This window comes from Verruconatronum alginivorum (assembly GCF_056590205.1).
This window is the reverse complement of record NZ_JBWPVQ010000001.1, coordinates 757,445-772,091: the sequence shown is the minus strand read 5'-3', so window position 1 is coordinate 772,091 and position 14,647 is coordinate 757,445. Positions and strand designations below refer to the sequence as shown.

The 14,647-nt window shown below is 57.3% G+C and carries 10 protein-coding genes; 8 read left to right on the top strand and 2 right to left on the bottom strand.

Annotation, left to right across the window (positions count from 1 at the left end; genetic code table 11):
- The first annotated feature begins 15 nt into the window (after window positions 1–15).
- The 3 genes from ACWUI2_RS02580 to ACWUI2_RS02570 all read left to right on the top strand — a co-directional run bounded on the left by ACWUI2_RS02580 (window position 16) and on the right by ACWUI2_RS02570 (window position 4,272).
- Window positions 16–780, top strand: coding sequence for an RraA family protein (locus tag ACWUI2_RS02580; protein WP_486981302.1), 765 nt, complete (start codon window positions 16–18; stop codon window positions 778–780).
- A 70-nt stretch (window positions 781–850) separates the two neighbouring features.
- Window positions 851–2,773, top strand: coding sequence for a glycosyl hydrolase 115 family protein (locus ACWUI2_RS02575; protein WP_486981301.1), 1,923 nt, complete (start codon window positions 851–853; stop codon window positions 2,771–2,773).
- A 125-nt stretch (window positions 2,774–2,898) separates the two neighbouring features.
- Complete coding sequence (locus ACWUI2_RS02570) at window positions 2,899–4,272, top strand: hypothetical protein (protein ID WP_486981300.1); 1,374 nt, start codon at window positions 2,899–2,901, stop codon at window positions 4,270–4,272.
- A gap of 12 nt (window positions 4,273–4,284) precedes the next feature.
- On the opposite strand, the gene ACWUI2_RS02565 is transcribed toward ACWUI2_RS02570, so the two are convergent.
- Window positions 4,285–5,115, bottom strand: a complete 831-nt coding sequence (locus ACWUI2_RS02565; RefSeq protein ID WP_486981299.1) for a helix-turn-helix transcriptional regulator — start codon at window positions 5,113–5,115, stop codon at window positions 4,285–4,287.
- A gap of 495 nt (window positions 5,116–5,610) precedes the next feature.
- Between ACWUI2_RS02565 and ACWUI2_RS02560 the strand changes: the two genes are divergently transcribed.
- The 5 genes from ACWUI2_RS02560 (at window position 5,611) to ACWUI2_RS02540 (ending at window position 13,415) form a co-directional block, all read left to right on the top strand.
- On the top strand, window positions 5,611–6,675 hold the full coding sequence (locus tag ACWUI2_RS02560) for a PEP-CTERM sorting domain-containing protein (RefSeq protein WP_486981298.1): 1,065 nt from the start codon (window positions 5,611–5,613) through the stop codon (window positions 6,673–6,675).
- Window positions 6,676–6,751: 76 nt separating this feature from the next.
- Complete coding sequence (locus tag ACWUI2_RS02555) at window positions 6,752–7,480, top strand: type II secretion system protein (protein WP_486985033.1); 729 nt, start codon at window positions 6,752–6,754, stop codon at window positions 7,478–7,480.
- Between the two features lie 108 nt (window positions 7,481–7,588).
- Window positions 7,589–9,253 carry a hypothetical protein gene (locus ACWUI2_RS02550; RefSeq protein ID WP_486981297.1) on the top strand — a complete coding sequence of 555 codons (1,665 nt, stop codon included), beginning with the start codon at window positions 7,589–7,591 and terminating at the stop codon, window positions 9,251–9,253.
- 28 nt (window positions 9,254–9,281) lie between these two features.
- Window positions 9,282–10,826: a hypothetical protein gene (locus tag ACWUI2_RS02545; protein ID WP_486981296.1), complete on the top strand. Its 1,545-nt coding sequence runs from the start codon at window positions 9,282–9,284 to the stop codon at window positions 10,824–10,826.
- A gap of 15 nt (window positions 10,827–10,841) precedes the next feature.
- Complete coding sequence (locus ACWUI2_RS02540) at window positions 10,842–13,415, top strand: hypothetical protein (protein WP_486981295.1); 2,574 nt, start codon at window positions 10,842–10,844, stop codon at window positions 13,413–13,415.
- A gap of 124 nt (window positions 13,416–13,539) precedes the next feature.
- Here ACWUI2_RS02540 and ACWUI2_RS02535 read toward each other — a convergent pair whose 3' ends face one another.
- Entirely contained in the window at window positions 13,540–14,574 is a 1,035-nt protein-coding gene (locus ACWUI2_RS02535; protein WP_486981294.1) for a LacI family DNA-binding transcriptional regulator, read from the bottom strand.
- Window positions 14,575–14,647 lie beyond the last annotated feature (73 nt).

Here is a 14,647-nt window from a genome sequence, read left to right as displayed (position 1 = left end):
AAACCAAACATGACGATGAACAAGAAAGACCTAAACGCCGACATCGAAGCCTACAAGAAGGAAGTGGGCATGATGAATTTGGAAAAACTGATCGCCGCCCGCGAAACCATCTCGACGAGCGAATTTTCGATTCCCGTGAAGGAGTTGCTAAGCCGTTACGAAGCGCTTTACACCGGCGCGATTTGTGACGTGTTGCGTGAGCATGCTCTCCTCGACCAAGCTTTGCCCGGGCATATCATGCCATTGCGGCCGGAGCGGACGGTGGCGGGTCTCGCCTTCACGGTGAAGAGCTCCCCCAATGTCAAGATCACCGGGGAAATGACCTACCGGACCAAGATGCTGTCGGAGCTGACTCCTGATGCGATGATCGTTTGGGACACCTCCAATGATGAAAAGGCGACGCTTTGGGGCGGGGTCATGACCGCGACCGCCCGCGGGCTTGGGGTGCGTGGAGCGGTGATCGACGGAGGCATCCGCGACACCCATCAGATCCTGGAGCATGACTTTCCGGTGTTTTATAAGTATCGCACGCCAAACGGATCTCTTGGCCGGTGTCTCATTACCCATTATCAAATTCCGATCAAAATCGGCGACGCGGTGATCCGCCCCGGCGACGTCGTTCTCGGCGACATCGACGGCGTGGTGATCGTCCCCCGCGACATCGCCGTCGAGGTTTTGGAGCGGGCCGAGGAGATCCGGTCGAATGAAAAGAAGATCTTCGGCTGGGTCGCGGAAGGAAAGACCGTCGACGAGATCACCGAGCAAGGCGGTTATTTTTGACGTCGGCCATCCGCTGGACTTCTGAACAGAAGAAGAGGAAGGAAGCGAACGATAGGAAGGACATGGTTTAATGGACGACATTTGTACGGGTTGGCCGGATTGGATCGAGGTGATCAACCGCTTCGACAACGAATCGGTGGCGGCGGCCCTCCATGATCTTCGCCGTGACTTTGGGGTGGTTCTTCGCGGGTCGTCGGGACATCAGACGGCGGGTGGGAACTGGACGCTGGAGGTCGAGCGTTCCGGAAGTCTTTCCGAAGAAACCTTCCGTCTGGAGGTCACTGTTGACCGTCGAATTCGTATCGAAGGCGGAGATACGCTCGGAGCCATTTTCGGGATCTATGAGGTTTCGCATCGGTTTCTTGGCGTAGATGCGCTGTGGTTCTGGAAAGACATTGAGCCTCCTCGGCTTGCCAAGTTCGACCCGGAGCCGCAATGCATCGAATCCGGTGCTCTGGCATTTCGTTTCCGGGGATGGTTCATCAATGACGAGGATCTGCTTGGCGGATGGAAGTCGCCTGCGGGGGAGCGGTTTTTGGATTGGCCATCGCGGGAGGCAACTCTCGCCAATCCACCGAGTGAAGAGGCGGACAATTATGAATACCGTCTGCTGCAATACTATACGCCGGTGGTGCCCCCGGTAACGATGGAGATGGTTTACGAAGCGGCGCTGCGCTCACGCGCCAATTTGGTGATTCCCGCTTCATTCACGGATATAATGAATGAGCCGGAGGAGGACATGATCCGGGCGGCGGTTCGACGCGGATTGTATGTCAGTCAACATCATGTCGAACCGCTCGGGGTCGCTCATTTCGCCTTTGAGACCTGGTGGAGTCGGCGTGGGGGAGCGCCCGCCTTCAGTTATCGCGAGAATCCGGAGGAAATGCGGACCTGTTGGCGAGCCTATGCCGCGAAGTGGGCGGAGGTGGCCGGTGATGCGCTGATTTGGCAGGTCGGTTTGCGGGGCAGGGGCGACCGGGCGCTTTGGAGCCACGACCCGGAGGCGCGGGAACATGCCGGGAAGTTCATCGCGGATGCGTTGAACGACCAGATGGCGATCATCCGGAGTGTCGACAGTCGTGAGAATCCGCCCGCCACATTGACCTTGTGGCTGGAAGGGGCGGAACTGATCGCGACGGGTAAACTGCGGGTGCCGGATGGGGTAATTTGTGTTTTTGCCGACCATTCGATGACCCAGGAGATGCAGCAGGATTTCGACATGTTGCCGCGGGAAGCAGGGAAACAGCGGGGGTTTTATTACCACATTGCGGTCTGGCCACTCGGGCCCCATCTCGTCCAGGGGCCGCCCCCGGAAAAGTTGTTTCGGATCGTCAGATCGGTGGCCGCCAAAGGGGACACCGCTTACGCCATTCTCAATGTGGCCAATGTCCGGGAACACACAATGGGAATCGCGGCCTGGACGGAACAGGTCTGGCGGCGGGAGAGGATGGATCAGGAGGGATTCCTTCGCCGGTGGGCGGGGCCGGAGCTCGCACCGTTCTACGCGGAATTTTTGGAGTGTATCCCGCAACTCCGGCCGGAATGGCGTCTTTATGATGGCGGGCTCCGTTATTTCATCGACCGCCTGATCCGTCACCACGCCGGCGCGTTTCCAATCGACGGATTTCTGGTCGAGGAACTGATTGAAGGAAGACAGGAAACTCGGGCGAAGATCGTGGCGGCGGCGGAACGGTTGGGCGAGCTTCTAGAAGCGGTTCGAGCCAGCGAAGCGGGAATTGAGGCCCGGCTGCGCGATTTCGTGCGGTTCAACCTGGTGGGGCAGGCGATCATCTTGCGGGGGCTTTATCGGGCGGCGGCCGGGCTTCTTGCGGAACCGCCCGATTACGTGGGCGCGATGGACGCATTGGGGGGCATCGAGGACGGTTTCCGGGAAGGCGAACGCGGAAAATGGAAAGATTGGTATCGTGGTGAGATCAAGGTCGGGGTTTCCGGTCTCCGCGACCGAATCGAACGCCTCCGTGATGCGCGTTGATGTTAGGTTTGGGATGGGTTTCTGCCCACCTGCCGGTTGACTCGCTTCTCGGGGGATTGCTAGCCTTTGTAGCGAAGTAGGGCCGTTTAATTGGCCATTCCCCTCAACGCTTGAAAAAATCAATCATGAAACACCCTTTGCAAAACGCAGTTTTACTGAACGCTTTCCTATGTTTATTCGCGGCATCGTTATCCGCAGAGACACTTCTTTACGAAAACAACTTCGACACCCCGGCGAAGATCGATGCAATGGTCTGGGATTCGACCTTGCAATTGGCGTATCAACCGTCCACGCATGGGGTTTACGCATTGCGAAATGATGGGAGCTTCAATCGCCGGATCGGGACCCGGGCGGTGTATGCTCCTGTTTGGCATACGTTGAATGCTCCGGAGCTTTCCGCTCTCCTGTCGGGGAGTGTGTCAAACGCGACCAAATCGTTCCTGCGGCTTTCCTATGATGGAAGTTTTCCTTCCGATCCCCAGGATCCCGGACCTTATGGAGTGGCGGTCGGGCTCAACGATAATCCGGTTGACGCCTTCCGTAGTGTTTCGACCGACGGCGATCCGGATTTTGCAGGACTTACCCACGTCTGGATTCAATCGCAGCTGGAGAATCGTTCCGGCTCCGTACCTCCCCAGAACCGAAAGTCCGCCGTTGGAGATCTGGAGATGCACGCGACGGTGAGTCCGGCGTTGGCCGGAGAGCGAGTTTTTATCCATCTCAATGATTTTGGGACGGAAGATCAGCGAAACGAGTGGACGATCAACAGCACCGATAGTCTGTTGTTTGAGAGTATCGTCGGCGGATATTCGGATATGGATAACGACAATCTCGCCGCCCGCGTTCGCCTCGGATCGGGAACGGGGATTTATACCTTTGATGCAAAGATCGACGCACCCGAGGGTTATCGTTTTCAGGATCCGATCGCCACGGGATTGGGATACGGTTCTTGGTCGAATCATGGGACGTGGACCCGGATCGGCTTGTCGCTGGACGGCGAGGAGTTTGTTTACAGCGAAGTCAATGAGGCAATCAACGGCACCTACGCGATGTTGGTGGATATGACGGATGAGCCGGGCTTCGCGGAGCCGCTGAATGAACTTTGGGTTCGGGTGGAAATGAGGTCGTCGAGCGGGAGCGGCAGTTTTCTTCCGCGATTCCAGGATGTCCGGGTGAGCGGACTGATCGTCGAGGCGCCGGGGGAGCCCGGAGTTCCGCCGCCCGTTCTTGAGCCGCGGGCGGTCGTTGTGGAACGGGTTGAGGAGGGGATTGAGCGCCGTTATCTCGGAGTCGAGGTGTGGGATGTCCCGGGGGCGACGGTTTCCCTTGAGGCCTCTTCCGGTCTTGTGGTTTGGGAAGGAATTTCCTTCACCAGCGAGGTCGTCGAACCGTTCGGCGGAGAGCGTGATCGTATTCTTCTGGTGAGCGAAGTTCGAATCGACGAGAATCCACGGTATTTCCTGCGGGTCAAGGTCGAGGAAGAGTTCGGATCGAATTGATGCGGAGCCTGATCAGGACTCTTGCTCGGTTTTCCAGTCCCAGGAGCGAATCAGATGGGCGTTGGGGGCGTCGCCACCTTTCATTCGGCCAGGCTGTTCTCCGGTCGCCCTGGCGATTTCGATCCTCCATTTGTGGGGGGTGATCCCGAATTTCTCTTTAAACGTCCGGTGAAAATCGACCGTGCTGCCGAAATTGGTCTCTGCGGCGATTACGTCCACCGTACGATTGGTTTGGATGAGTAGCCGACAGGCTTCGTGGAGTCGGATATCGCGGAAAACCTCCCGAGGGGATTTTTGCCGGACCTGGTGAAACGTCCTCCGCAGTTGACTGGGGGAAACCTTCACATGCCGGGCGATTTCATCAAGGGAGGGGTTTTTGGCGAGATTGTCCCGGTAGTAGGATTCCGCCTGTTCGATCCGGTGTATCTTTCCCAAGTGCAACGGGTTCTCCGCCGCCAAATCGCCCTTGACCCTGGAAAGGAGAATGAGGGAGAGCTCCGCGAGGAGCTTGGAGAGGCGCAATTCGTAGCTTTCGTCGGGATGGTGGTAAAACGGACGGATTTCCTCCGCCATATCTTTGATCGCCTCACGTTCCGGCGCGGTTAATTCGACCGACCATAAGGCTTTACCTTGCATTCGCTTGGCAATCACGTCGGGAATCCACGGAAAGTGGAAGGCGACCCGGTAGGAAGTCTTGTCCTCGCCGATCCAGCAATATTCTTCTTGGGGAGCGAGCAGCCAAAGGGTGGTGGATTGCAGTTTGGCGGGTGGGGTGTTGGAGAACTGGGGGGCGCACCTTCCTTCCAAAATGGCGAAAAACTCCCAATTCAGGCGACGGGACATCGGGTTTGGGTGTGTGACGAAGTTCCACTTACCCGCACTGAAATACCTGAGCATGAGCGGAAAGTAGGGCGGGGGAGAGTCATTTGTCAATGCGTGATGTTGTTACGATTACCCCGAGGATTGTGAGAGCTTTGTGTTGGGAAAGCCGAATTCCTTCGGGGTGGATGGCGGTGTTGAAATGCTGATCAAGCGCGTTAGGGGCCTCTTAGGAGGCCGGGCGGGATATTGTGGTGGAAGCGGCTCGCGTCCGGGGAGGAAGTTCGATGCGCGTTTGTGTTAGGTTTGGGGCAGGTTTCGGCCTTCGGTCCCGTTGACTCGCCTCTGGCGGCGGTGCTAGCGTCTTACCTGTAATCAATTATTCTTCCACCACGGAAACAGTCGCCAACCATGTGATTCATACTGGGCGAATTTACATCCTCAACAAACCCTTCCATGCATAACATAAAAAAAACCGTAGGAATATTAACTGCCCTCGTATTGTCCGCGATGCCGTCCATGTCGGCGCAATTGTTGGAGTATAATAATAATTTCGACAACGCGGAGAAAATTGACGGTTTGGGGTGGGATTCGATTGTGGACCTATCCTACATGGCTTCGTCGGGCGGAACTATTTTCGCCCTGAGGAATAGTGGATCCTTTAATCGGCGCACTGCTACTCGGGCGGTCTTCGCCCCGACTTGGCATACGTTGAGCAGCCCGGAGCTTTCGGCCTTGCTCTCGGGGAGCATATCGAACTCCACAAACGCATTTCTCCGGCTTTCCCATGATGGGGTGAACTTCGATGATTACCAAGTCGCAGCGAGAGTTGACACGAATCCCGTGGATGTGTTTCGCAGCGTATCCACCGGGTCCGATCCGGCCTTCATGGGACTTTCCCATGTCTGGATCCAGGCTCAGGTGGAAAACCGGTCTGGCAGCGTTCCTCCACTTAATCGTAGGTCCGCGGTCGGGGATTTGAGTTTTCAGGCTACGATCAATCCGGGACAAGTGGGGGATCGGGTTTTCATTCACTTGAACGACTTTGGCACTCAAGGGCAGCGAGATGAGTGGGCGATCAATGATACGAACAATTTGGAGTTTGTGCCGATTTTCGGCGGACTCTCCGATAGCAACAACGACGACCTCGCGGCGAGGGTCCGTTTCGCCGCCGGGACCGGCACTCGGACCCTCGATACCAAGATCGTGGCGCCGGAGTGTTTCTTTTTCCAGGACCCGATCGCAACCGGTACTGGTTCCGGGTCGCTCAACAACCACGGAACCCAAGCTCGAATTGGGCTTTCCCTGGATGGTGAAACATATTTTTACAGTTCCGTGGATGGCAGTATAAACGGCTCCTATGCGATGTTTTTGGATATGACAGCCCAGGACGGGTTCAACGTTCCGCTGACTGAGATGTGGTTGCGGATTGAGATGAACTCTACGAGCGGCAGCGGACAATACATGCCGTGGGCGGAGGATGTGATGGTGAGTGGCCTCGTGGCCATTCCGGAACCGGCTCATGTCGGATTGATCCTTGCCCTTGGTGTCGGAGGGTTGTTGATTCTTCGCCGGCGGTCGTGACGCGGTTCCCGGCATGTCATCGCGTGATTTTTTGATTCTTATTCCCAGCTTAACCAAAAGGATTCCCATGAAACAGATGAGCGGCAACAGTCAACGGCATTGCGGGAGGCGCGGTAAACCTCGGGTCGGCGGGGCGGGATTTACTTTGATCGAGTTGCTTACGGTGATCGCGATTATAGGAATTTTGGCGGCGATTTTGATCCCGGTCGTCGGCCGGGCCCGCCAATCGGCGAAAAACGCTAAATGCGTCAGCAATCTCCGGGAGATCGGCTCTGCCATGATGGCGTTCGAGAATGATAATAACGGCAGCTTTGTCAGCTACAAGGGAATGGGTTATATCTATTATGATTCGGTCGGCAATGGTCCCTTTGGAGCCGCCCGGTATTTCATGCATGACGATACCCCCATTATCGCCAACGATCACTTATTCTCCCCGCTGCTTCCCGATTCAAGGAGTTCGTGGCGGGCCGGATATTCCGCCCGGATGTTTTCCGGGAGGGGGTTTACGGGGAGTGTCTGGACGACGGTCACCGGGTACATCCCATTTGGCCTGCATCAACTCGATAACCCGAGCCTGACGATCACCTTCTCGGTCGATTTTTCGCGACCCCAGCATTTCGAGATCCTCCGGGAGATCGGTTGGATTAACGCTGTCTTCGCCGACGGCCATGTCCGAGGCATTCGCATGGCGGAGGAAGATTGGAACGCCATTGGAGCAATGGATCGTGAAAGCGCACCGGGCCCCTATCGGTCGTCCTACTACCGCCTCGAGCGGGCGGCGGGAAATCCGGATCCACATCCGTAGGCGGGAGCCGTGCCAGAGTCGTCAGTTCTCCCGGGGGCGGGAAGAATAGGACATCGGTGGCACCTTTTCGGAGGTGCGCTATCAAAAACGAATCTTATGAAATTTGGAATGTTAATGCCAGGGCTGGCGGCTGCCCTCATGTGGACCGGAGTGGCTTCGGCCGAGGCTCCGTCCGGGGAACGCCGGGAAGGGTCGTTTCGCGATGGCGGAGTGTATGTGAGCGCCGGATACGGAAACCTGGCGCACCGTCGGGTCGGCCTGGGGTCGGACCTCAGCGAACAATTGCCGGTATACCGGGCCGAAGGAAAGTTCGTGGTGATCCAGCTGCAAGGATACCCGACCGGCAGTCAGTCTTTCGATGCCCTCGAAGGTTGGCTCGACCGGCACGATCTTTCATTGATCGACGTCCTGCATTTCGGCGAAGAGCAACCCCACAATGCCGTCGCCGATCTGGACCAGCTTTATGATTTCGTGAAGGCGAGGAGCGATGTACCGGTCTATTCCTGGTATTCGATGCCGTTGGGGCCGGCGGGGAAAGCGGACGGATTCTGGTATGATTTTTACGGCCGCGGTTATTCTGAGTTCCGGGACAAAGCCAGGGAATACCTCGCGACCGGAAAGCCTCTGGGAATGACGATCGATGGGTCGGGATACAGCGACCTCAACGCGGCCCGGGAGCAGGTGATGGTCGCCCAGGAATTTGACATGCCGGTGAACTATTTTCTCGCGGATCATCAATCGGGCAGTTTCAATGGTTGGAACAGCGCCGGTCGCCTCGTGTATGTGCCCCACCGGAATTTCGCGTTCAGCGCGCTGGAGTTTCAGCGACGGAGCGGCCCGCCGTGGCTTTTGAGGGCAGGGGATTTCCTCTGGGGCGACCCGATCGAGATCGGCGGTGATTATGACGGACACGTGGCTTTCGCCTGGAACGGCCTTGATCGATCCACTGTTTTCGGTCTTCGGAGTTTGCGGATTTCGAACGGAACCATGCGGAACCTGGCGGAGAAACCCGTATCCATCGACTATCAGTTCTGGTCGCTGTTCCCGTTTCAGAATGGAGTCTTCCGGATTCAGACCGTCGGCGATGCCGGAAGCCTCAAGGTGGAACATTCCCGGGCGGGCCGGGAGATGGATTGGGTGGAATTGTCGCCCCAGTCGAATGCCGACGGAGAATTGACGTTTGGGATCAGCGGATCGGCCCAGGAACTGCGGGTTCGTCTAACATTGCTCGGGCCCGACGTTGAGATCGGCGAGATGAGTTTGCAGGGGAAGGTCGCGGTCATACCTGGGGCGGCGGTGCCGTTGTACCCATCTTTCTTTCACGGATGGAGACGTGGGATCCGTTATACCCAGAATTTCAGGAGCGGACAATGGCGGGCCTTTTCCACGTTCATCAATGCGGAAGCTTTGGAACCGGGACCCGATCTGGCGATGCGAGGAAAGGACGGCTCCGCCGTTACTTCGACCGTTGCCGGGAGATACACCAGCACGCAGCCGCTGAAAGATTTGTTCGTTCGGCTGAATTGTTATATCCGTCCCTCTCACGGCGCCTCGGTGCTCCTCGGTGTTTCCCTGGATGGCACAAATTTAATTTACCAAACGGATCCTCTGACTGAGAGCCAGATCTATGAGGCGGACTTAAGTGACGTTTCCGGCTTGCAGGGAGTCAGCACGTTTTATGTGCACGTGCAGCAGCGGAATAGTTCGGGAATTCGCGGCAATATCAGCAGTCGGATCGATTCCATTGAAATTAACGCAAATTTGGCCGAATGAAAACACGGGTATCAATCCATGAATATTTATGATGAAGCTAGCAAGAAACATCACTCTCGGTTTGATTACATGCATTGCGGGTGCGATGCATGCGGACGATTTCGGGGAAATTAAGGTGGATCGGTCTCCACTCACGTATCGGGATTCCGGGGTGTATACCCGTGCCACATTCTGGCATGGGCGTCCGCCTGAGTCGGAGGGAATCAAGAGCCTTTTGACGCCGGAACGGGCCGCCAAGGAAGCGCCGTGGTCGTTTTATATAGTCCAGACGAATAATCCGGATGAAAGCGAAGTGGCCAATCTCCGCAGGTTGGCGGCTCACGGGAAAAAGGTGATTCTGCGGGTGAAGTTTCCGGGGGGAATTCATCCGAGAATCAATGTCGACGAGGCGAAGGAGACTTTGATCAATACCTTGGAAACGGTCAAGCCGGAATGGTTGTATGGCATCACTCTGGATGAGGAGAATGTGTATTGGGGAGGCAACATCGAGGCATTGACCGAGCTCTATCATTGGAGCAAGGAGCGGTGGCCGGAATTGATGATTTATCAATGGTGGACGCCGATGGAAGTGCCGAACGCCCGTGCGGAGAGCGGGTGGGTTGCCTTGCCGGCCGACGGTTGGGTGATGGACCTGTATGGTCGACCGCGCGAGGAATTCGAGCAAAAGGTGGTGCGGGCATTGGAGACTGGAAAACCGTTGATCCACATCGTCTGGTCCTCGCCGGACTGGTTGAGATACAGCGGCGGGGATACTTGGGAAGAGGGAAAGCAGGTGTTCAAGGACCAACTGGAAATCTGCCGGGCCTACGATATTCCGGTGGCCCACTTCATCGTGCAGAGCCGGGTCATTGAAGATGGGGAAGTCGTCGAACCGATCCGCTGGGGATGGCACGCCAAAAGCCCAAAGGTCCGTGACTGGTACCGTTACATCGAGGTCTTGGCGGAGACCACCAAGCGCATTCCCGATGCCCTGATCGGATTCCGGTCGCTCGATGAGAAGAAATTCGATTGGGCGCATGCTTCGTTGGACAATGAATCCGGGCTGCACTTCACCCTGGATGATCACGGACGGAGGCGAATGGTGGGCGACGTGGTTCTCCATGAACTCGCTGCCGATCCCGGAACCCACCCGGTGTCCCTGTCCGGACGACAGGATTACCTCGGGCTTACCTTGGCGCTGGATGAGTCGGCGCAATATTTGAACCGGCCCGAGTGGGCGGTGCGGGGAGTTCCCGGACGAGTGGTTCGCGTGCCGGTGATCTTTCAAATAGAGCCCAAGGTACCCGTGGCCGATGTGGCCGTCAAATTGAGGTTTGATGCGACGCCTGCTCGCGGTGGGAAGGTCATGATCTCGACCTCGGAGGACGGGGAAATTTGGTCCGAACCAGTCGCCTTCGACGAGCGCAATGTGCGGCATACCGTGACACGCAATGGGGTGGACGACGAAGCCTTCAGTGAGGCGCCCTTGTGGGTCAACGTCGAATTGCAGGCCCTTTCCGGCACCGAGACCCTCTACGCCTCTCAGATCAGAAGCGTGACAGTGGAGGCGACCGTCGCTCCACGTTTGGAGTAAAGTCGGATGGTATTTGTGAATCGGTTTCTTTCCTCGGTTTTTGCTGGGCTTCTGGTAGGTGTTTCATGCCTCGCCGGGAGTTGGGAGGGTGACTTCGGCAATGGAGGATTCCATTTTGGTGAGGGGTTCGGTGACGGATCCCTCTACCATACGCGGGGGAATCTCGACGCCAACAGCAACGCTCGCTTCCGGGAGGCGGGTGACGCTTCCAAACTGGTCGTCGTCCATTTCTCGATGGAGGGGACAAGCCAGAACTACCTGGTCCGTTTCAATGACTGGGTAGAGCGAACTGACCTTTCGCTGATCTCCGCCATCACGGTCGCCGACGACGGCCGCGAAGATTGGGGGCAGGTGTTTTCCGCGATGCGAAACAAGGTAGGGGAAAAGGCGGAAACGCCGCTCTTTCTTGTGACCGCCGGGAAAACGGTCGAAGAAGGGACCGCGGGCTATTGGTGGTTGTTCGACGGCGGCGACTACAGCGCCTCCGAAAGGATATTGGAAGCATTTCTCAGGAGCGGGAAGCTGGTGGGAATCGCGCTGGATGTATCCGGAGAATGGAGCGTGGAAAGGCTGCGTGAAACCGTGATGCTCGCTTGGCGTTTCGATCTTCCCGTCTCGTATCGGACCGGGGACGGATTGTTGGACCAGGTGAGGCAATGGTATGCGGCGGACCGGCTAGGGACGGTCGGCTTGAGAAATTTTGTCTTCAGTTCCCTTGAGTTTCAGCGACGCAGCGCTCTCCACGGAAGTTTTGAGGCGGGCGATCTCTTTTGGGGAAATCCGATCGAGTTGGCCGGAGATGGGTCGGGGGCAATCGACCTGTCCTGGAGCGGAATTGATCGGGCCACTGTATTCGGGTTTCGGAACCTGCGTCTGGAAGAAGGCGCCTTGCAACTCAAGAACAGCGGGGAGGTTGCCCTCGATTATCATTTTTGGTCACTCCTTCCGGTAGGTGATCTTGCTTTGGAATTGTCGTTCGTGGGAAACGCCCACTCGTTGCGGGTCGAAACCTCCCGCGCCGGAAGCGATCGGGATTGGGTCGAACTGAACCCCGTCGAAACCGGAGAGGGGCTGGCGGTGTATGCTTTGAGTGAAGTTGGACGTGAATTACGGACCCGTATCATTATTGTAGATACCGATGTGGTGCTGAACGGCGGCCGGTTGACGGGAGAACAGGAGGAGACGACGGATCCTTTTGTCGAACTGAGTCCTGGATATTATGATGCCGTCAGCCAGGGAATACGCTATGCGCAGGATTTGGGGGCGGGACAATGGAGGTCATTGGGCAAAATTACCGGCGAACAACACCTCGAGCCCGGCCCGGCGCTCGCGTTGCGGGGACGATCCGGTTTTATCGTCGCCGCGACGGTGGTGCAGAAATTTACCAGCCGTGATGCGATGCAGGACATCGTCGTCCGTTTGACCGGATCGGTTCGGCAGGGATTCGGCGGATCGTTTTCATTGGGCATTTCTTTGGATGGAGAGAATCTTATCTACCAGGGGGCGACTTGCACGGAGAGTCAGACTTACGTGGCGGATCTGAGTGGACTCGTTGAATTTCAAGGCATCCAGGAGTTTTACGTGCACCTCGGATTGAGGAACAACTCGGGGGTGCGGAGCCACATCGCCAGCAGTCTGAGTCGATTGGAAATTGACGCATCGGTCGTATCACCGTCGTTTCGAACCGGCCGGGTGGAGGGGATCGAGAGCCGCTGGATCGAGCTCTCGCCCGAGTATTATCTGCCATTGCGGGGAGGCGTTCGTTACCACCAGGATTTGAGAAAAGGGGAATGGCCGACGTGGGGGTGGGTGTTGAATCCGCAGGCGCTGGAGCCGGGGCCCGCTCTTTCCATGCGCGGTCGGAGCGGGAGCGCGGTGGCGGCCACGGTGGTCCAGCAGTTCGCGAGTGAGATTCCCTTGGATTCGATCATCGTGCGTTTGACCGGAGGGATTCGGCCGCATCACGGAGGCTCGTTCTGGCTGGATGTATCGTTGGACGGGGAGACGCCGGTCTATCAAGGCACGCCTGTTTCCAGTAGTCAGACTTACAGCGCCGACCTGAGTGGATACGAGGAGTTGCAGGGAGTCACCGAGTTCTATGTTCACTTGCATCAGCGAAACAATTCCGGAATTCGGAGTCACATCAGCAGTTGGCTGACGGACCTCGAAGTTGATGCTCATTATGTGGGTGTTTCATTCGCCAAGTGGCGCGACCAAAATTTTTCCGTAACGGAGCGCTCTCAACCCTCAATCAGTGGAACTCTCGCCGCGCCCGCCGGGGACCGGGTGCCGAATCTTTTGAAATACGCCTTCGGTTTTGGGGCGTGGGAGGCGGTCAGCGCCGGGGATTTTGCGAAGATGGAGCGTGCCGGGAACCAAATGCGATTTGTCTATGAGGAGCGGACGGATCGCACCGATATCCGTTACCGGTTTCTGATTTCGGAGGATCTTGTCGAATGGTATTCGGACGAGCCCTACATTTCGGTTTGGGATCGGAAAGTAATTACAGAAGGATTGTACCGGGTCACGGTGGAGCCGGGCTGGGACGCGACTCGCGCCTTCGGTCGGGTTGAGGTGGAGCTGGAGTAGGATGATGTGAAGGAGGAGGCGTTGCTTCATCGCTACGGGGAGATGTAGCGAATCTTCCCGGAAGATTTGACGGGTCGGGGAAGGCGTCTCCCGAAGGAAGGTCGATGAAGGCGTGGCTTCATCGCTACGGGGAGGAGGGGCAGGTGGTTTCGCCGGCTTGCCAGGCAGAGGGGATGATCAGGGTGCGGGGGGTATCGTCGAAGCCGGTTCCGTTGCCGTGGAGGACGTTTACCACGAGATCGACGGCCGCTTTTCCTTTGGTCAGGCGGGGTTGGACCATGCCGGAGAGCTTCGGGCGGAAACGGTCCGATTCGGGGTGGGAATAGAGATCAAAGCTGGCGTATCCGAGTTCGTTCGGGAGGCGGTATCCGGATTCGATCAACAGGTCGTAGACCTGATTGGCTTGTCCGGCACTCAGAATGCAGTCCGGGCAGGTTTCTGTGATCCAGTCGGCCAATCCGGCGCGGTTGAATCGTTCCGGAACATGAATGGGAAGCGGGGTAAGATTGGAATGGACCGAGTGGTAGCCGAGGTAGCCGCTCCGCCAAAGGTAATTCACCCGTTCGTCCATTTGTCTCTCCATCGCGAGCCCGATCCGGCGGTAGCCCAGGCGATCGAGTTCCGCCAGCGCCACGGTCATGGTTTGATAATGATCGGTGGCGACGCGGTGGATGGTCGAATGTTCGAGGGTGTAGTCGACGGCTACGGCGGCATATCGGTCCCAGCGGAAGTCGAGAGTCTCGTGCGGGGGACGCACCATGGCGATGATGATTCCCCGAATTCCCCGGTTCCACAGCATCCGGTCGATTTGGCGGGTATCGGGTCGCTTGCTGGAAAGGCGGACATCTTCTAGCTTGAAGCCGAGTTCGTCCGCTCGTCGGCGGATGCCTTCGGCCACGGGATCTTCGTGGATCGGAGAGTAGTCGGGCCAAATCATGGCAAGCGTTTCGCAACGTTCGTCCGGACGCCTGTTTCGCAGGCGCGCCATCAATTCCGAGACCTTCGGGTCGGGACGGTAACCCATTTCCAGGGCCAGTTTTTGGATCCGTTCGCGGGTGTCGGCCGCGAGCACCCGTTGATTCCGCAGAGCGCGGGAGACGGTCATGATGGAAACTCCGGCGCGCTCGGCGACGTCTTTCAAAGTGATTCGGGCGGGCATGAGGATGTTTGCGGGAAAGAGGAGGAGAAATTCGGAAATATCCGAGCATGCGGTGGATCGAAAAGAGAGCAAG